General features: G+C 50.2%; 14 protein-coding genes. 5 read left to right on the top strand and 9 right to left on the bottom strand.

Going from position 1 to position 19,800, the window contains the following annotated elements:
- Positions 1 to 590 precede the first annotated feature (590 nt).
- The 4 genes from acs to JIN82_RS17025 all read left to right on the top strand — a co-directional run bounded on the left by acs (position 591) and on the right by JIN82_RS17025 (position 4,966).
- Positions 591 to 2,540, top strand: a complete 1,950-nt coding sequence (acs, locus tag JIN82_RS17040; protein ID WP_200312879.1) for an acetate--CoA ligase — start codon at positions 591 to 593, stop codon at positions 2,538 to 2,540.
- Positions 2,541 to 2,595: 55 nt separating this feature from the next.
- Positions 2,596 to 3,468, top strand: coding sequence for a hypothetical protein (locus tag JIN82_RS17035; protein ID WP_200312878.1), 873 nt, complete (start codon positions 2,596 to 2,598; stop codon positions 3,466 to 3,468).
- 302 nt (positions 3,469 to 3,770) lie between these two features.
- Positions 3,771 to 4,526 carry a hypothetical protein gene (locus JIN82_RS17030; RefSeq protein WP_200312877.1) on the top strand — a complete coding sequence of 252 codons (756 nt, stop codon included), beginning with the start codon at positions 3,771 to 3,773 and terminating at the stop codon, positions 4,524 to 4,526.
- Positions 4,523 to 4,966: a GNAT family N-acetyltransferase gene (locus tag JIN82_RS17025; RefSeq protein WP_200312876.1), complete on the top strand. Its 444-nt coding sequence runs from the start codon at positions 4,523 to 4,525 to the stop codon at positions 4,964 to 4,966. The genes JIN82_RS17030 and JIN82_RS17025 overlap by 4 nt, the downstream gene beginning before the upstream one ends.
- A gap of 23 nt (positions 4,967 to 4,989) precedes the next feature.
- Here the strand turns inward: JIN82_RS17025 and JIN82_RS17020 are convergent, their stop codons facing one another.
- The 4 genes from JIN82_RS17020 to JIN82_RS17005 all read right to left on the bottom strand — a co-directional run bounded on the left by JIN82_RS17020 (position 4,990) and on the right by JIN82_RS17005 (position 13,773).
- On the bottom strand, positions 4,990 to 6,249 hold the full coding sequence (locus JIN82_RS17020; protein WP_200312875.1) for a hypothetical protein: 1,260 nt from the start codon (positions 6,247 to 6,249) through the stop codon (positions 4,990 to 4,992).
- Positions 6,250 to 6,305: 56 nt separating this feature from the next.
- Positions 6,306 to 8,081, bottom strand: a complete 1,776-nt coding sequence (locus JIN82_RS17015; RefSeq protein WP_200312874.1) for a 4-alpha-glucanotransferase — start codon at positions 8,079 to 8,081, stop codon at positions 6,306 to 6,308.
- A gap of 64 nt (positions 8,082 to 8,145) precedes the next feature.
- The gene (gene xseA / locus JIN82_RS17010; RefSeq protein ID WP_200312873.1) at positions 8,146 to 9,492 is read right to left on the bottom strand and encodes an exodeoxyribonuclease VII large subunit; all 1,347 of its coding nucleotides are present in this window, start codon (positions 9,490 to 9,492) and stop codon (positions 8,146 to 8,148) included.
- Between the two features lie 126 nt (positions 9,493 to 9,618).
- A complete protein-coding gene (locus tag JIN82_RS17005) occupies positions 9,619 to 13,773 on the bottom strand; it encodes a sulfatase-like hydrolase/transferase (RefSeq protein ID WP_200312872.1) in 4,155 nt (1,384 codons plus the stop codon).
- A 658-nt stretch (positions 13,774 to 14,431) separates the two neighbouring features.
- Here JIN82_RS17005 and JIN82_RS17000 point away from each other — a divergent pair.
- Complete coding sequence (locus JIN82_RS17000; protein ID WP_200312871.1) at positions 14,432 to 15,220, top strand: PEP-CTERM sorting domain-containing protein; 789 nt, start codon at positions 14,432 to 14,434, stop codon at positions 15,218 to 15,220.
- A 130-nt stretch (positions 15,221 to 15,350) separates the two neighbouring features.
- On the opposite strand, the gene JIN82_RS16995 is transcribed toward JIN82_RS17000, so the two are convergent.
- The 5 genes from JIN82_RS16995 to JIN82_RS16980 form a co-directional block, all read right to left on the bottom strand.
- Complete coding sequence (locus JIN82_RS16995; protein WP_200312870.1) at positions 15,351 to 16,763, bottom strand: sulfatase-like hydrolase/transferase; 1,413 nt, start codon at positions 16,761 to 16,763, stop codon at positions 15,351 to 15,353.
- 12 nt (positions 16,764 to 16,775) lie between these two features.
- Positions 16,776 to 16,916: a hypothetical protein gene (locus tag JIN82_RS17410; RefSeq protein ID WP_234042141.1), complete on the bottom strand. Its 141-nt coding sequence runs from the start codon at positions 16,914 to 16,916 to the stop codon at positions 16,776 to 16,778.
- Positions 16,917 to 16,943: 27 nt separating this feature from the next.
- Positions 16,944 to 18,332, bottom strand: coding sequence for a YjiH family protein (locus JIN82_RS16990; RefSeq protein ID WP_343221756.1), 1,389 nt, complete (start codon positions 18,330 to 18,332; stop codon positions 16,944 to 16,946).
- 342 nt (positions 18,333 to 18,674) lie between these two features.
- A complete protein-coding gene (locus tag JIN82_RS16985; RefSeq protein ID WP_200312868.1) occupies positions 18,675 to 19,157 on the bottom strand; it encodes a hypothetical protein in 483 nt (160 codons plus the stop codon).
- A gap of 99 nt (positions 19,158 to 19,256) precedes the next feature.
- On the bottom strand, positions 19,257 to 19,736 hold the full coding sequence (locus JIN82_RS16980; protein WP_200312867.1) for a hypothetical protein: 480 nt from the start codon (positions 19,734 to 19,736) through the stop codon (positions 19,257 to 19,259).
- Between the last annotated feature and the right edge of the window lie 64 nt (positions 19,737 to 19,800).

The raw sequence follows: 19,800 nt of genomic DNA, 5'->3' as shown, positions 1-19,800 counted from the left end.
GCCGATGGTAGTGTGGCGATAGGCCATGTGAGAGTAGGTCGTTGCCAGGTTTATATGCCCTTACTAAGTGAAAGCTTAGTAAGGGCTTTTTTGTGACCCGCTGCGCGGGAGTGATCAGTGGGAATAAGTGATCAGTGAGCAGTGCAAGTACGGCCTGCGGCCTGAAAGTACGGGCTTCGGCCTAAGGTGCGCTCGCAAGCTCGCTGCAGGTACGGCTTGCTGCCTGAAAGAACGGGCTGCGCCCTAAAGTTCGCTGCGCTGCAGGTAGAACGTGCGCTCGCAGGCTCGCTACAGGTGCGAGTACGCCGAGGTTTATAGCTGGGCGAATGGCGTTTTGAGTGCGTGTGCTTTAGCACCGCTCTTAGTTTCATGTTTGGCATCGAGGGTGCGAGTCTAGGCTAGCCTGAGATAAGCCAGTTAATCTGGAAAATCTAGCTAGCTGGACTTAAAATAAGTGAGTTAAGTTGTGTGCTCATGTTTAAAATCATTGATGATTGCCAAATATCACTAAAAATTGCGGGGAAAACAAAATTGTCATCTGCATATTGGCTGATAATCTTCGCATATTATACGAACCAGTGTTTCACCCTATGAGCCAGAATATTGAAAATCATTTGATTGAGGATAGAGAATTTTTGCCGTCTGAAGAATTTCGCAGCAAGGCACGCATCTCGAGCATGGAGCAATATAATGAGATGTACAAAGAGTCTATTGAGCAGCCAGATGTGTTTTGGGCTCGTGAGGCTAATGAGTTGCAGTGGAGTAAGCCGTGGGATGAGGTGCTTGATTGGCAGCCGCCCAATGCCAAGTGGTTTGTAGGTGGTGAGCTGAACGTGGCTGAAAACTGCGTAGATAGGCATGTAGCAGCTGGTCGTGGCGATAAGGCTGCGATTATTTGGGAAGGTGAACCAGGCGATAAGCTGACATTATCTTATAAACAACTGCAGGACGAGGTCTGTAAAATGGCTAATGTGCTGGAGTCTCGTGGTGTGGAAAAAGGCCAGCGGGTATTGATTTACATGCCGATGATTCCTGAAGCGAGTATTGCGATGCTGGCCTGCGCGCGTATTGGAGCCATCCACTCAGTGGTTTTTGGTGGGTTTTCCGCAGAGTCTATTCTCGACCGTCTAGAGGACTGCAAAGCGGAAGCTGTGATCACTGCTGATGGTGGTTGGCGCCGTGGATCTATCGTCCCCTTGAAGGCTAGTGTCGATGCGGCATTGGAAAAATATGCAGGCGTGAAAACTTGCGTGGTAGTCAAGCGCACGGAAAATGAGATTGATATGGTGGCTGGCCGCGATGTCTGGTGGCACGAAATGGCAGCAGTCGCATCTAACGAACACGAAGCTAAATCTTTTGATAGCGAGACTCCGCTGTTTATCCTTTATACTTCGGGCTCCACAGGAAAACCAAAGGGGATTTTACACAGCTCTGGCGGTTACCTCACGGGTGCTTATACTACTTGTAAGTACATCTTTGATATGCGTGAAGAGGATGTTTATTGGTGCACCGCTGATGTGGGCTGGATCACTGGGCACTCCTACATCACCTACGGACCATTAGCGATGGGAGCGACCCAGCTGATGTATGAAGGCGCGCCTAATTTCCCTGACTTTGGTCGTTTCTGGCAAATGATTGAGGCGTATAAAGTGAGCATTTTCTACACGGCACCAACAGCCATCCGTGCCTTCATCAAAGCTGGAGACGCTTTCCCTGAAGCTAATGATTTATCCTCCCTGCGCCTGCTGGGCACCGTGGGTGAGCCAATCAACCCAGAGGCGTGGATGTGGTATTACAATAAAATCGGCGGCGGACGCTGTCCTATCGTCGATACTTGGTGGCAGACTGAAACTGGCGCGATCATGATTGCGCCGCTGCCTGGCTGTACACCGATCAAACCGGGAACCTGTACCCAGCCGTTTTTTGGTGTAGAAGCCGTTATTCTGGATGAAGAAGGTGAGGAAGTAGGCGCCAATGAAGGTGGCCGCTTGATGATTCGCAAGCCGTGGCCGTCAATGCTGAGAGGTATTTACGGTGACCCGCAACGTTTCCAAGAAACTTACTGGAATGATTTTGAGGGAATTTACACCGTGGGAGATGGTGCTCGCCGTGATGAAAAAGGCAACTTCTGGATCGTTGGGCGCCTCGATGATGTGCTCAATGTTTCTGGTCACCGACTCGGCACTGCTGAGGTGGAAAGTGCGCTTGTCGCTCACCCAACTGTAGCTGAAGCTGCCGTAGTTGGTCGTCCGCACGAGATCAAAGGTCAAGCCGTGGTGGCATTTGTCACTCTAAAGCAAGGTATTGAGGCCACAGCTGAGCTGGAAAAAGAGCTCAGAAATCACGTTGGCCAGGTTATTGGAGCCATTGCTAAGCCCGATGAAGTGTACTGCACGCCTGTATTACCAAAAACTCGTTCGGGTAAAATTATGCGACGTTTGTTAAAAGAACTCGTTGCAACAGGGGAAGTTACCGGCAATGTAACCACCTTGGAAGATTTCACTGTAATTGAAGACTTGCAGAAAAAAATAAAATCATAAGACTGGTTGCGTCAGCCCCCTGTAGGACGCTACAGTTTCAGGCTGCATTAGCAAAATGAACGCAACCAAGTATATCATCGCGAGGATTCTTCAGTCCTTTGGCATTTACCGCAAAACCAAGAGGTTGACTGATGCAGGTGAAGAGATTCACCTGCTTAGGCAGGCTGAAGAGTTCCTTGGTGCGCATATTTGGCAGGACGTCGAACATATTGAGCCACTGCACGTTGAATACTGGCGGCTGCGTAAAATGCATGCCGATCAGAAAAAACTGCAGACACAACTGCAAGACGCTGAGGAATACCTAAATTCATCACACGATGATAGGAACTCGATTGTGCATCAAGTTAATGAAGCCTGCCACGACCTTGTGCGCCAGCGTGATCACTTGATCCAAAAGGCCGAAGAACTGGTGCGCAAGCGCGAAGCTATCTACGTAGATGCACAGAAAGTGAAGCGCAGCTACGAGGGCATTCAGATGAAAATCCGCGTGCTTAGAGAAGAGCAAGGCGACAGCGTTGATATCTCAGAAGATTTAGAAAAAATGAAGTCGCTGAAAGTTGAGTTCAGCAAATTCAAAGAGGAGCGCGAATCCTACGGCAGTAAAATCGGCGATGTAGATGCCGAGATTACCTTGCTGGAAGAACGCATCACCGAAGAGCGCAAGCGACTCAGAGCTCAGGCATCGTCAGCCTATCAGAGCATCGGCAAAGCCAACCAAGACATGGCTAGAATTGCCAATGATATCCAGCTGTTGGAAAATGATATGGTCAATGACTACATCGGCGTGGGCAACTACGTTGGGCAAAATTTCTACTCGGATGCGGAAATTGCTAAAATAGCCAAAGAGCATGAAGCATTGATTGTGCAGATGCAGAGCCTGCGTAGCTCGATCGCTCTCAATCACAAACTCGCTGCTAATGCCGACTAATCTAGCTAGCTAGTGGGTGAAGTTGTTAGTAGGTTTTGATGTCATGTATTGCCAGCTAATCAAATATTTGTTTAGTGGGTGGTGAATTCTAATTACAACCTAATGAAAACAGCAATCAAACTAACTATCCTCGCACTGATCGTAACTATTAGCAGCTCATGCTGCTGTCTGTTCGGCTAAGCCAAAGACAATTTAACCGCCGAGCCCCTGTTTTGGATTCACCAAAACAGGGGCTTTTTTGTTTCCATAGAAAGCCAGCTGAGAATCCTTGCAGAACCGTGAATCTGAGGCAGAGTGGAAACATGAATCGCACTGAAATTTTCTCCGCAGGAGCAGCTGTGCTGGCTGGCCTAGCAGTAGTAGTGGCCGTTTGGCCAAAGGATGAGCCAGCTGGTGAGCAACAGACACTCCAGCGCATCCAGCAGCAGGTAGATAAACTGGAACGCAACATCAACCGGCTGGAAGCCCGCATGGGGCAAACATCATATGCCAGTTCTGCAGCCACAGCCGATAACAGCCAGAGCTCACAGTCAATCAATGACAATTCTGCTGGTGGCTCAGTGGCCGATCTAGCAGTACGCCAGAACGAGCTAGAGCAGAGGCTAGAGAGCCTTGGCGTGCTGGCGCATTTTGAAGCGATGAATGCCAAAGTCGACGAAGCCTATCAGAAAGCGCTAGACGAAGAGATGAGCAAAAAAGATAGGCTCGAAGCACTTGCTTTGCTGAAAGAAGAAGGGCGCATTGATGAAGCCGTAGTGAGCTCCATGATGGACCTCTGGGACGGTCTAGCTGATGATAAAAGCACCATGTTCGACCGCTGGATGTTGATGGAAAATCTCCGCGGGGTGAATGATGAAAGATTACGTAACAACCTGCTAGAGGTTCTCGACAACGAGCCTGGGCCAAAGATGACCAGCCAAGTTCTATCCACGCTGGAGCCGATGCTGCCTGATCCAGCTATCAGCGAGTGGCTAAACTACCTCAGTGAAAACTCTACCGAGGCCAGCGTGCAAAAATACGCCAACGAAGTGCTCAGCCGCGCGGCTAACAAAGAATGATAGATTCAAATCAAGCTAGCCCACAATGGAAGATTCAGCCAGCTAGCTGGTTAGCGGACCATGAGCAGATCCTAGCGATCCGCTACGAGGTATTTGTCGATGAACAAAACGTGCCCGTCGAGCTGGAGGTAGATGGTCGCGACGCCTGCTGCCATCATGTATTAGCTTATAGTGGCCACTCAGCCATTGGCACGGGCCGGCTCTTGCCAGACGGTCATATTGGCCGCGTTGCCGTGGTCAAGTCTGCTCGTGGACAAGGTGTCGGCCAAGCCATCATGCTCGCGTTGATAGAGCGCGCCAGCCAGCTGGGAATGGCAGAGATCCATCTCAATGCCCAGCTGTCGGCACTGGAATTCTATGAGAAGTTAGGCTTCGTCGCCCACGGTGAAACCTTCATCGACGCCGGCATCGAGCACCTAGCGATGACGCACCACCGCTAGGGTGGGCTGGGTGGCTTACAAATTTACTTCGCTACAAGTTTTACTAGAGGGTCATTACCACTTTTTTGAATGTGTACGGCGTTGCCTCGGCATTCGATAGAAAATTTCAGCCGCTCTTTGTTGGAGATTAGATCTTTGTTGATTTTGAAATTTACCCATTGCGATTTTTTGGCTCCTTTACGTTGGGCTATCACCTTGTCTCCTTGTTTTAGTCGGATGATTGATGTCGTTGGACTGTACTTGTTTGAGCCAACTTTAAAGCTGAATTCAATATCAGATTTGCTATCAATTGACTCAGTTGAAGGGGCCTTGAAGTCTAGTTCAATTTTGACTTTGTCGTGAATGGGGTAGAAGTCAGCTACACTGATTTTCTTTTCTAATTCAGCATCACTAGTTACCCATTTGAAGTTAGCTAACTCATATTCTTGTTCGGCTGAGTTCGTGGAACTCGCTTTTTTGACAACTGTTGGACTTGAGGGATTTTCTTTTTTCGTACTGACGAGTTTCTTCTGCTGAACCAGTTTTTTATCAGCTGGAATAGGGTAGCTTTCAAGGTGGGACAAGAATGCTGGCTGAGCTGCCACCTCTTCAAGAAGGTTGCCGTAGCCGTCACTGACGCGAACAGCCCAACCTGCATAGCTGTGGCCTGTCCATGTAGACTCTCGGAAACCCTTCCAATTATCGTAAGCAGACTCTCTAGTTAGAACTGTGAGATGCGATTCGGTGACATTGTATGACGAGTCGATCCCGAGAGCTATTTTCTCTCTAGGAGAAATATCGACCATATTAGCTGAGTAGCTGGTTACAAAACGTTTTGCTTTGTTACCCAAAGGGAATCCAAACCAAAAGACCTCAACTAAGTGCCTGGAAGCGTGGCCTCTGTTTTCTATGTCTACGCCAATGACTCTGTACTGGTCTTTGCTCTTTCCGTTCCAATTTATAATTGTAGCTGAACCATCTGTATTGAATTTTCCCCAAGTGTGTGACCAGCGGAACCTTTGTGAGCCCATGGCTATTGTCCGTGCGTATAGTTTGACATCATAGCTCGTCCATTCAGAAATATAGGATTGGTCTGCTGTTGAGAAAAAGTCGGCCTTTACCCAGACACAATCATGGTTTTTATACTGAATTTTGATCTCAGAACTGTCGGGCTTGCGATCTAGCATCTTCGCTTCTATGGACTTGCTACCATCTTTCGATGTCCAAGTTCTATACTCGTCAGCAGTAGAAAAATGGGACAAGAGAAAGAGGAGGGCAATTGCAATTAGCTTTTGATTAAGCATATGTAGAGTTGTTAGTATTCGCTGAATGATGAGTCGATGAAGTAGCTTGTTAGTGACTATTCATCTTCCTCAAACTTGGCGAATTTTGATGCTTGATAGCGTTTTGGTTTGGCGGCTGAGCGCTTGCATTTGGCTATCGTGCGGCTGAGTGTGCGTGATTCTTCGCGGAATTCTTTTGGCATTTGTTGGATTGGCCAAGGCATTCGGTAGCGCCAGTTAGCTCCGCCCACAGTACCTGGGATATTGATGCGCTCAGTGCTGTCTAGCAGGTCGGTGATCATGATGGCTGCGTAGTTTGCTTTGGATTTGAAAAGCGCGCGCAGCATCGCCCATTTGACCAGCTGGTTGTACTTGCCGTAGGCGTGATAGTTTTCTCCAGTGGGCATGCCTGCGAATTCACAGACGAGACGGAGCCCCGCGATTCCGCCGAGGCGCACGTTGCCGTCGGGGCTGTGAGCCATGTCTACCCAGTCGCGCCACATGGCGGGAATGGATGGATGATCATGAGTAGCAAAGGTGGCAAATGAGCACTCTGGGTAATGTTTGCCGCTGAGGCAGTGGCCGTGCCAGTTCATTTCCCAATGGCAAATCTTGAACCCAGCAATGCCTAACTTAGCGAGGTGTGGACGCACGTAGTCTGGCACCATGCCGAGATCTTCGCCGACGACTTCGCTGCCACCAGCTGCTTCTAACACCATTTTGAGATAGCGGTCACCAGCCTTCAGGTTGATAGATCTGTGATATTCTGTGTCGTCGTCGTGGGGGAGGAATTTTGGCAAATACCCACCCGTTAGTTCTTCGGCCTCCTTATGGTCTAGCGGCAGAAATTCATCATTTCTAGATGGATGCCACGGGAATGAAAAGATGCGATAGAACCCGAGGATGTGGTCGATGCGGAAGATGTGGAACACATCCGTTAGTTTCTCGATGCGTCTACGCCACCAGCTGAAATTATCTTCCGCCATGTGATTCCATCGGTAAGCGGGGATGCCCCAGTTCTGTCCCCATTTGCAGGCAAACGGATCGTCTTTGAAGACTGTTTCTGGTGGGGCGCCGCCAAACCACTCGGGCTCGAACCATTGTGGCTCGAAGAAAACATCAGAGCTGTAGTAGGAGATGCCGATAGGGACGTCGCCCATAAGTTTGACGTCTAACTTTGATCCGTAATTGTGTAGGTCTCGCCATTGTGTGTAGGCGTGCCACTGGATCCAGGCGTAGAAAGCGAGCGCTTTGTCGACGACTTCAGGCTCGCTGTCGTGGCGTTTTTTGAGGTAAATTCTCGCTTTGGTAGCGGTATTGTATTCTTCAGGCCATTCGTCCCAGCGCTCGTTGTTTTCGCTGAGGTACATGAGCCAGCGGAAGTCGCAATATTCTTTCAGCCAGACACCTTCTTGTTGGCGGAATTTAGCTAGCTCTTGGTTGTTAGCATCAGCTTTCCAAAATCTCTCAAAACCCTGACGGAGCAGTGCCCATTTGAGATCGCCGACACGTGAGTAGTCTACCAGTTTGGTTTCCGAAGGCGCGTAGCTTTCACCTGCTAGGAGGTCAGCGGCATCTTGTTCCGTGATTTCCGGAATAGCGGCTAGATCTAGCAAGACGGGATCGAGCGCGCACGAGCTGATAGCATTGTACGGGCTACTATCAGCGCCGGTTTCGTTGATAGGCAGTAGCTGGAGGAAGCCAACTTTGTGTTCGGCTGCCCAATCGATGGCTTCACGCAGGGCTGCGGTATCGCCAATTCCTAGCTGGGCGAGTGGGGAGGAATCACTTCTGCGAAGAGAGAATACAGGGATGAGCACGCCCGCGCGGCGAAGTCTGGACAGATCTGACATAACACTATCATTTTCTGACAGCTCAGCCGAAATCTTCAACTTTAAAAGTAGCTAGAGGGCAGGATTATTTGTCATTAACAGTTGAGCTCAGCTCACCTTGATGAAGTTTGGTGGTGAGGATGTCGCCCGAACTAACATCGCTTTCTTTGGTGACTACTTTGCCAGCTGCATCGAGGGTGATAGAGTAACCTCTTGATAGAACTGACTCTGGGCCAAGGGTGCGCAGCATGCCGGCTAGCTGGTTAAGCTTTTTGGCTTTGTTGTCCAGCTGGTGGTCGAGCGCGTTTTTCAGCGATCTGTCTAGCTGGTCGAGTTTTTCGGCACGGCGCAGCATGACTTTCTCTGGGTGGACATGTTCGTGTCGCAGCTGGATTTTTTCTAATCTAGCAGTGAGATGATCGAGATGTTTGTGAGCGGCGGATTCTAGCTGGTCGCGTGAGTTGTCGACTTTTTGAATCGCCTGAGAGAGTAGCCTTTCAGGGTTTTTAGGGATGGCTGTGCGGCGTATGGATGCCAGCTGAGTGTCGTGGTGGCGTAGCTTGTTAGCCACACTGCGGCGCATGGCTTGGCGTAGTACTTCTACTTTATGTCTGAGGTCGGCACCATTAGGTACGGCAATTTCTGCTGCGGCTGATGGAGTGGGCGCTCTGTGGTCAGCTACAAAATCCGCAATGGTAAAATCAATCTCGTGACCAACAGCTGAGATGATAGGGGTGGGGCACGCGTGCATGCAGCGGGCGACAATTTCCTCGTTGAAGTTCCACAGGTCTTCTAACGATCCGCCTCCACGACCGACGATGATGAGGTCAACTTCTGGCAGGTTAAATTTTTCTGGGTTAGACCATTGGTGGATGGCGCGGGCGATGCCACGCTCTGCGCCAGCTCCTTGCACTTGCACTGGGTAGAGAATGGGCTGCACCCATGGGGCGCGGCGGCTGAGTACGTTGAGCATGTCTTGCAGCGCGGCTCCGCTAGGTGAGGTGATGAGGCCGATTTTTTGCGCAAATTTGGGCAGCGGTTTTTTGTGGCTGGCATCAAATAACCCTTCGGCATTGAGCTTTTGTTTGAGCGCTTCAAAGCGTGCTTGCAGATCACCAGCGCCTAACGGCTCGACTTTTTTGATGATCATCTGCAGCTGGCCACGCGCCTCGTAAACAGAAACCTCGCCAAAAACTTTCACCTTGAGGCCATTGTCTGGCTGGACTTTGGCATAGCGAGCATTGCCGCGAAAGAGCACGCAGGAGACCTGAGCACCGTCGTCCTTGAGGGTGAAATAACAATGACCGCTAGCTTGGCGGCGCAGGTTGCTGATTTCACCTTCCACCCAGAGCTCGCCTAGCTCGATTTCGAGCAGGTTGCGCATGCGGCGTACAAGGCGGGTTACGGTGATGGTATTTGGATCGGCGCTCACGTGGCGGATTTTGCCCAAGTCCAGCTGGAAATGACAGCCTGAATTTTCTGCAGATCTCTAGCTGGTAGAGGGCAAAAAAATCGCGCGAGGCATGGGCCGCGCGCGATGAAATAGTTTGATGAATGGTTATGGACCGGCTGTTGAACCAGCGATCTGGACTTCGAGTTTGTAGAAAACCTTATCTTCGCCCTCGGGAACCGCTACGGTGGTGGAGTTCTCCGGCGCGGTGGCTTCTATGTTGCTTTGTTTTAATTGCCAGTCCACCAAGTCAGTAGAGCTGTAGAGCGAGTAGACACGACCGTCTACGCTTGGCCATTTCAGCTGGTGCTCGCTGCCATTGTTTTCCAGCTGGGTATCACTGATGATGAAACGTGAGCTAGGATCGTTAGGGGCTAAGCCGGCAATGTATGAGTCACCGTAGGTGTGGCCGTTAGCGCCGACAGTATCCGCTTGATCCGGTGTATTAGGATCAATGTTGTGCTCTTGGTACCAACTGTCTGGCACGCCGTCGTTGTTGCTATCAGCTTCTAGTTCTGAGTAGCTGAATGAGCTATCAAATACGAGATAGGCAACGTGCTCAACATTGTGCACGCGTTCGTCATCGGTGCCAGATTGTGAGTCTTCATCAACGATTAAGTCGATAGAATTTGCGCCTAATGGTGATGCGCCAAAGAGAGCTGGCCAGCAACCTTCATTTACCTGAATCGCTGACTGGGATAAGATAGCCACTGCGGGTGTTAGTAGGTCATCGTCTAGATCATAGATAAATGGAGGAGATGCATTTTCTATGCCTTTGATGGTTTTATCGCCGATTTTGGCTTCAAAGTTGGCGTCGCCAACGGCTCCACTGCCTGCTTCGAAAACGATGACACCGAGTAATTCATCGGCGCGTGCAGCCCCTGATTGTTTGCCGTTATGTTTGCCTACCTGGCAGTCTTCGAATGTTGGATTATCAGCGCGGTTAGTGCTGGCTCTGGCGATGAAGGTGCTCCATGCATCGCCATTTGTTGTCATGACTTGGCCGAGTACTACTGGGCTGGTGAAGCTGTGCTGGTAGCTGTAGTCATCCACATTATCCCAGTTTCCTTTACCAGCAGTTTGGCTAGATGTGAGAAGTTGGGCTTCTAGCTTGGAGCCATCTGCTAGTGTCCATTGCCCTTCCTCGACGACGATGTAGTGGACTGGGCTGTTGGTGCTGATGGTGCCGCCGTCTGGTTGTTGGAGTTTGGCTTGGAAGCTGCTGGCTGAGGTATTGCGTACGCGCACGATTCTAGCCAGCTCATCGGTACCTGGCAGGGTAGGTGTGCAGACAATGATTGGCGAGCTGTAGGTATTGGTTAGGTTAATGGTGCTCCAGCTGGTTCCTAGCTGGACGACGCCAGTCTCCATCTGCAGGTCTGGTGATAGAGTGTTTGAGACGACGATGGTGGCTGTGTAGGTGTCACCAGTTAGTTCGCCGTCGGTGAAGTTGAATGTGAAACTATCCGTGCCGATGAAGTTGCTATCAGGTGTGAAGGTGAATGATCCATCTGCCTGCAAGTTAGACACCGCGCCTGAGCTTGGGTCGGTGATGATTTGCGGATAGTAGGTGCTTTGCTCGTCTGCGCTGAGGCCGCTGAGTAGGCCCGGGGCGGTGACGTTGAGCGGCACATTTATATCGGTATTGTAGTCTAGGTTTTGGCCGTCTGGGGCGGTTGCTTCTGGGATGAAGACAACTGGTCTGCTCGTGACAGCTAACTCGTCTAGGTAGAGGATTTCTGAGCTGCTTGCATCACTGCGCAGCCTGAGCTGGAATTGATCCGTGAAGATATGATCGATGTTATTGAGGTCGACGCAGAAGCTGTAGTTGAAGCCATTTTGCTGGACGAGCACGTAGTCGATAGATTCGACGACGTCCCAGCTGGTTCCGGTATAATATTCGACGATGACCGCTGAGCTGGTAGTAAAATTAGTGGTTCTGAATAGGCCTTCGTAGCGGATGAATCCTAGCTCGCTGGCGTCGATGGATGGGGTCAGCTGAGCGGAGTTGCCGCCGGTGATTTTTAGACTGCCAGTTCCATTGATCTGGCTGGAGCTGTCGAGGTTGCCGCCAGTCCAGCTGCCGGTATCGGATTCGAAGTCGTCGTTGGCCACAGATGTCCAATCCGCCCAGCCAGTTAGGCGCAGCGAGTCGAGGTAAATTTCTCCTGAGGTATTGCCGCCGAAGTCGACTTTGATGGCAAATTTACACTCTTCTGGTAGCCCGCCATCAGGAGTTTCGAATTCGAGGTTGAAGTAGCTGTAGACGGTTTTTCCGTTGTTGTTAAAATCGCGCAGATCATTTTTATCGAGGGACGATTGGTCGATGCCGGTGAGTTCTAACCACCCGTTAGTTCCGTCATTGTAGAGGAAGGTAATGGCAAAGTCAGCGTCGTTGGCTTTGACGTTGTTAGCGGCAATCATGACGTCCAGCTTGAGCAAGCTGAGATTGCTGGTATTGAGGAAATCGTTAGTTTCCAGCTGGGAAACATCCACATCGCCAGTCACCTTGATAGCGGACTTGCCAGATTGGCTTTCGCCGAGGTCTTCATCGATGGTGTAGTTTCCATCAGAGCTGCCCCAGATGCCCCATTCGCCAGCTGGCTCTAGGATGGTGTAGTCAAAAACCACCCAGTCGTCGTAGGGGTCGTGGTTGATATGACGTGCCTTTTCTGGGATGTTTTTGTTGGCTTTGGTGACTGCTTGCTGCGCCGAAATGTACGCGTTGAGTGTGTCTAGGGTGAAGTTAAAATCATCATCACGTGTCTGATAATACTGGAGGATGAGCTCGTCGTCGGTATCGATCATGGACTGCTCCATAGCTGCTCGCAGTTGGTCGAGCGTGGCGGAGTGGTTGGCATCGTCGATGAGGTTGATTTTACAATCTGGATCCGTGGAGATGTCGTAGAGTTCTTCTACTACACGGTGCTTGAATTTTTGCGCCCAGTCTTGCGCTTCTTGTGAGGAGGCCGCTTCGATGAGCTCCCAGGAAAGTGTGCCGGTGCTGACGGTTGAGACGGAGCTTGTGCCATTGGACCACGGGTTGAAAATGTACAGGAATTGGGTGGTCTGCACGGCGCGCATGCGTGAGTTTGACAGCGATTGTTTGTAAACGTGATCTGGCCAGTTGCTCACGGTTTCGCCTTTGACAATGGGGGCGAATGAGCGACCGTCGAGGCCAGCTGGAATAGGGATCCCTGCCATGTCGCAGAGCGATGGGTAGAGGTCCATTGAGGCGATGACGTGGCTGGTATTTTCCGAATCAGCGGCGGTCACACCTGGCCAGTAAACAAAACATGGCGAGACGGTAGAGTGCTGGTACAGCTGGGTTTTAGCGCCGGGCAGCTCGGTGCCGTGGTCGGAGTAAAAGACAATGATGGTATTGTCCCACGCTTGGCGATCGTCGAGTACGCGCAGCACTTCGCCAATGGAATCATCGGCGCGTTTGACGGTATTGTAGTAGGCGGTCACCTCATCGATGATGCCATAAGTTTCCCCTGGAGCAGTTTGCTCAGCGGTGGTCAGCGTTGGGAACCAGCTTGGGTAGGGGATATCAAATGTTTGCGGCCCCTGGCCATCACCGGCGTCGTATTCATTGCCGGTTGGGGTGTAAATAAAGCTTGGCGCTTCTTCGTTGTCGGTGCCGTCTGGAGCGTTGTCTTGCCAGCCAAACCACGAGACGTGTGGATCGAAGATGTTGAGGTTAAAATACAGCGGTTTGCCGGCATTTTCCGCATCAGTAAATGCTAGATCTAGCGCGGGGTAAATGAGTGACGGGCTTTTGGTGCTGCCGTAGCCACCGTATTCCACATCAAATCCAGTGTACGGATCGAATGGCGACATGTGGCTGTTTTTGCCCATGATGCCGGTGTGGTAGCCAGCCAGCTGGAATGTGTGCGCGATGGTATTTTTGATCTCTTGGTTGCCGGAGCCAACATTGGAAACCGTGTAGATGCCATTTTTATGAGCATACTGGCCGGACTGCATGATATTACGCGATGGCGTGCAGTTGGCGGTCTGAACGTGAGCGTGTTCGAAACGCAGTCCAGAGTGACCAATACGGTCCATATTAGGCGTGATATTAGGAATGGGGTTGCCGTGAATTCCCATGCTTTCGCGGCTCAAATCATCAATGGTGATGAAGAGAACATTCATGGGTGTGTCGGCATGAACGCCAGCGGTCATGGCCAAAGCCACGGCTAGTGTTCCGCCCCGAATCAGCTGGCTGTGCGACCAGCTAGAAAGACGCGTCAATTTGCTCATGTGTGTGAATTTTTTTATTGGTTGGTGTCCACCTATAGAAATTAGGTGGACGACAATATGACGTGTATGACGAGCTAAGGCAATGAATTATATAAGCGTATGAATATCTGTAACTGAATGCAGCTGAGAGGATTTTGGACTTCGGTAGAGCTAAATGCGGCTAGCTGCAGGAGATAACAGCTGCCGTCTGTCAATGGCGGTAAGGTAAACGCGTGTATAAGCAAAAATATGGAGCTGTCGATGTCGACGGCCTCATACAATATTAAATTTAGATGATAATTAAGCCCATTCAGCCCGCTAACGAGCCGGAATGGTTTTGATTTTAAGCTAAGTAGAAGACTGGTTCAGCCCGCTGATTTCTTCTTCTGATGCTCATCTGAGATTAGAGCAATCGGCTATGGTTTTGGCCACGCGTGGAGGTCTTCTTGGCTGATTGGTTTGGCGAGCTTGTCGAATTTGGCGAGCTCTTTTTTCAGCTGCTCTGGAAGAGCTTTACGGTATATGGATTGGCGTGATTATTTTTGCGGGTAAATATTATTTTCTAAAAATTAATTGACGGCTGGAGTTAATTTGCTCAGCGTGAAAAATGTAACTTATTCCGGTTGTAAGATTTGCAGCCGATCGGTCTATTATTTTAATAGTAAATCAACTCTATAATATGAAAATTAAGAAGATCACCGCAACATTAGCGATATCGCTAATCGTAAATTGTTCAGCTCATGCAGCCACCTACCTTGTTGGAGCCTCGGGTCCTGAATCAAGATGGGAAAGCTATTTGGAGGCAACTTTCACAGCAGAATCTCTGGGGGAGATCGTTTATGGTACCTATCTTGGGGGGCCTCCAACTGCAGGTGCGGGCGATGTCGTGATCATGATGGGCTCTGTAAACAGTGGTAAATACGATGATGGGACAGAGACTGACGATTGGAATAATTTGGCAGCTGGTTTATTGAATACATCTGCCTACCTGGTTCGAAATACGCGCTGGGATTGGATGAATACAGAAGTGATGTCGACAGATGAGTTAGCTGCCGGAGCTGAAACATTCGTGAAAAATAGCTCAAGCCCACTTCTCGCTGGGGTTACAGTGACCAATGGTATGGCTAATTTGTTCAACGACGGGGTTGCTACTGGGCAGATTGCAAATAGCGACGTTGGAGCTGGAGATATGGTACTGAATCACGAAGACGCTAATGGCTTCGCTATGCTAACCAGCTGGAGTTCAGGGGATGCCGTGCCAGCTAGAACTGATGAGAGTTTTGGCGGTGATCGTATTTATTTTGGCATGGGCGCTGGGGTCGATAGCCTCACTTCTGATGGTGAGTTGGTGTTGACTAATGCACTTGAACAGCTGGGCTTAGTTGTGATTCCTGAGCCATCTTCGATAAGCATGTTCGCTTTAACTATCGGCGTATTTGTCTGCCGCCGCCGACGCTCCAAATCATAAGTCGTAGCAATACGCGGCTGCAAACCGCCTTTCTTGTGATGGTTTGCCAATTCTAAGTATTCGATGGAGAATAAAAAAGGTGCACTCAGAAAATCTGGGTGCACCTTTTTTTGATTCTTAATAGTAAGGCTTATGGCTTTGGCCACGCGTCGATGTCTTCTTGGCTGATTGGTTTGGCGAGGTTGTCGAATTTGACGAGCTCTTTTTTCAGCTGCTCGGCGATCTCAGGGAACTGAGCGGAGAGATCTGTGGTTTCACCTGGGTCTTTGCTGAGGTCGTAAAGACGTGGTTTGGTATACAGTGAGGAGAAGCGATCATTTGGGTTCGGGCGTGCTGTTGGTGATGGCTCATCCAGCCCTTGTTCTCTGCGGAGTCTGTGGAATTCCCCCCAATCGAGCTCCCATGTCAGCTTCCACTTTCCTTGACGCACGGCGTGGCCATTGCGCCAGCGCCAGCAGAGTGTGCGCTCGCTTATTGGCTCAGATTTGCCGGTGAGAGCTGGCAGCAGGTTGATGCCGTCGTATTCGCGGTCAGTAGGTAGATCAGCGCCAGCTACCGCAGCTAGAGTAGGCATAATGTCTAGGCTGGAAACGATACCTGGAAATTGGTCACCTTCGATTTTTCCTGGCCACAGCCATGTGAATGGCACGCGGATGCCACCTTCTACCACAGCTGCTTTACCACCGCTGTATGGCTCGTTGGTGAATCCATGTTCAAAGAGCTTAGGAATGCCACCATTATCGCTGAGGAAAATGAAGATAGTATTTTCATATTCACCCATATCTTTCACTGCCTGCACTATGCGGCCGATGTTGTTGTCAAAGGCCTTCATCATGCCCACCATTGGGTGTTTGCCCTCTGGGATCAGCTCCTCTGGCGCGTGGAATGGACCGTGTACAGAGTATGGCGCGAAGTAGATGAAAAATGGCTTGGCTGGAGAAACTTCCTTCATCCAGCTGATGGCATCATCGGTGAGGAAATCTGGCTGGTAGGCACCTTTTTCCGTTTCACCTTCTGGCCAATCGACTGGTTTGCCGTCGAACAGGAGACCGTGGTTTGCGCGGTTCCAGTATGGACCACCGCCGCCAGCAAATCCGTACTGGTGGTCAAAGCCACGTTGCAGCGGCTGAAATTCTTCATTCACGCCGAGGTGCCACTTGCCGTAGGTAGCCGTAGCGTAACCATTTTTCTGCAGTAGCTCAGAAATGAATAGCTCATTGGTATCCACGCCGTGCTTTACCGCCTTGGCATGCTCAGTAGGTCCACTGAGAGTTTCGTAGCCAAATCGAGCTTGGTAGCGGCCAGTCATCAGGCCAGCGCGAGATGGAGCACAAACACCGTGAGTAGCGTAGCCATCTGGGCAGAATAAGCCTTGCTCACAGAGCATGTCGATATTGGGTGTGGTGACCTCTTTGTTGCCTGTATAGCTGAGAGCGCCATAGGCCATATCGTCAGCTAGGATGATGATGATGTTTGGCGGTTTTTCTGCCAGAGCTGGCAGGGAAATCGTCAGAAAAATACTAGTGAGTAGTTTTTTAAGCATATTTAGGATGAGCTAGTTTGATGGACTGAGACAGTGGTTGTGCCCATAGATACGCACGCCGCTGTGGTTATTCGTCTGGATAACAAATTTTTTATAAGAAAAACAGCCGTATTCTAGCGAATACGGCTGAGTGGTAAAAATGGATATGGTCATCAGCTGGCACGATCAGCCAGCGCGTGGCTAATTTCTGAAAATCAGATGAGCCATGAGAATAATCACCGGCAAGGTAATCAGCGTGCGGGTGATGAAGATGATGAACAGCTGCCACAGCTTGAGTGGAATCTTGCTGCCCAGGATCAGCGCACCCACTTCTGACAAGTAGATCAGCTGGGTCACGGAGAGCGCGGCGATGACAAAACGAGTCATATCGCTTTCAATAGATCCGCCGGCAATGATAGCTGGCACAAACATGTCGGCAAATCCAACCACCAAGGTGCGTGAGGCCGCCTCAGCTTCTGGCAGACGCATCAGCTCGAGCAGCGGGATGAATGGCTTGCCCAAATAATCAAAGATTGGCGTATTCTCGCTGATCACCAGCGCCACAGTGCCCACCGCCATGATCACAGGCAGCACACCCAGAATCATGTCGCAGACGTTTTGCAGACCTTCTTTCAACTGCGTGCGTACGGAGTTAGCCTTGCTTGCGCGAGTCAGCGCGAGATGCTTGCTCCAGCTGAACAGGCTGTGGCCAGCTGGAATTTTCTCGCGATCAGCGGCTTCAGTAGAGCCGTCGATGAATTCATTTTTAATCAAAGAAAGCGGTGGAATACGTGGTGTAATGATAGCGGCTACAAAGCCAGCCACACACACGGTCAGGTAGAAGGGCACAAACATGTGCTCGAGCCTCACCTCAGCCAGCACCACCAGCGCAAAGGTAATAGAAACCGCAGAGAAGCTCGTCGCTATCACTGCCGCCTCACGTTTGGTGTAAAATTTCTCTTCGTATTGTTTGCTAGTAAGCAGCACACCTACGCTGCCGTCACCTAGCCATGATGCCAAACTATCCACCGTACAGCGGCCAGGTAAACGGAAAACCGGACGCATGATCTTCGTCAGCATGGTGCCGATGAATTCCAGCAATCCGTAATTTAATAACAGCGGCAGCAACATGCCCGCAAAAGTAAACACACACAGCAGCGTCGGCAGCAGGTCGTGCAAAATCAATCCGCCAGTATCCTCGTGGTAAATCGCCGCCGGGCCGACTTCAAAGTAGGCTAGCAAGATGAAGACAAAGCCGAGCATGCGCGTGGCGTACCAGCCGACAGTGACGCGAAACAAGCTAGCCAGAAAGCGATTATTCACCAGCCAGCTCGGTTTGCAAAAGATATAGATAGAGGAGAAAATGGCGCTGATAGAAACCATCAATACAGCCAGCGTCACCGCGTGATCACCCAGCAGAGCGAGCATTGTTTTGGCCAAAACGGCAATAGGAATCGATAGCCCTTCATTATCGCCATCGGTATACGGCACTGGCGCCATAAAAAGAAAAATACCAATCAGAGACGGAATCAGAAAGGTAAGTAGGTGGCGGCGGGTGAACTTGCGAGTTGGTTGGTCAGGTGATTCCATCGTTTCGTTTGGGGCTGGCTGGATTGTCTCGCCAGCACGGTATTTATCATCAGAGCGTTTCAGCATGAGTGATTTGTGTCTTAAAGGGTACATTGACACCAAATTCCTCAGATCTCAAGCTGCGGTGAACTCCGAAACGTATGCGCACCAGCTTAAATCGATAAAGCTCAATCGCTAAAATCAGGCATTTTTGCCAGCCAGCACCGCGCTAAGCAAAAAAATTAGCCAGACTTTCACCGCCTCATGTAGCTGGGAAGTAGCTGGAAGCACCACTACCTAACGATTGCGCTTGAGCGCTAGTTAGCATCGAGAATAGCTTAACGCCATGCACAGCCTAGCCAATCACTCTGCGAGGCTTTGATACAAATACATATCGTCCAGCTGAGACTCAGATTTAAGCTGCGTTAGCGACTCACCAATAAAGTAAATGATGACCGCTAAAATTGGCATCCAGTGGAAAAATTGCCCGTCCGTACGTAGCTCTGCTAGGTAATCAATAACTGCGAGTGCTTTTGTCTCTATATACAGCCAGATGATTATCAAGAAAACCGGCAACATGATGCAGAGCTGTTGGAATTTAGCAAATTTGCCAGCTAGCTCTGTTTTGTTTTCCACTGAATCGATGTCTAGCAAAAAGGCCTTGTTGAGCAGCTGGGAAATGCAAAATAAGACCAGCGGAATGAAAATGTCGTAGCCAGCTAGAAAGGTGATGCCAGCCAGCGCCTCGAGAATTGGACTAACCACTGCCGTGATGCGCATGTTGCGCCGAATCTTCTTAAAGTGCCTATTTGGCACAATAAGTGGAAGTTCCCTAACCGAGCTCATGGTTGGAAATTATAGCGAGCAATAGCAAAGTGTAAAGGATGTCCTGACCCGTACCCATCAGCCAGCAATTCTCTCTTCTCTCTTCACCATTCACTCTTCCTATCTTTCCCATCTGACGGAGCTGAGCTTCCAGCTGGATCCACGTTTAGTCCACTTCAGCTCAGCGGCAAATGCTTCGGTCTGCGATTTGCCATTTTTTCTAACGACCTCAGCGGAGAACTCGGCATTCACGCTGGCTTCTTCTTCGTTGTGAAATTCGACGCTGAGGATTTGGTATTCCAGCTGGCACGATTTCACTCCATAGGAAAATGCTTGCTGGCTGGTGACTAACTTATCTCTATCGTAATCGTTGTTCGCCTCGTAATAAGGAATCAGGATGAGAATGTTATCGTCGAGCAGAGAGGAGAATTTCTGGCTCTGATAGCCGCGCACCACTTGGCCGTCGTCAGCGGCAATGTTGAGCGAGTTTACGAGTTTGTTAGTTTGGCGCTCCAGCACCTTTGCTGGATTAAACCACCAGAAATAGCCAGCGGCTAGCAGTGAAATGACGCTGATGACTAGAATGATTTTTCCTCTCATGCGGATACCATGCCTTGGCTGGCCGACTCTGTCAAAGGCGCAGAATCAGCCAGTGGTTTGGCCT

The sequence above is a fragment of the Persicirhabdus sediminis genome (assembly GCF_016595495.1).
Taxonomy (GTDB): Bacteria; Verrucomicrobiota; Verrucomicrobiia; order Verrucomicrobiales; family Akkermansiaceae; genus Persicirhabdus; species Persicirhabdus sediminis.
This window is presented reverse-complemented; position numbering and strand designations above follow the sequence as displayed.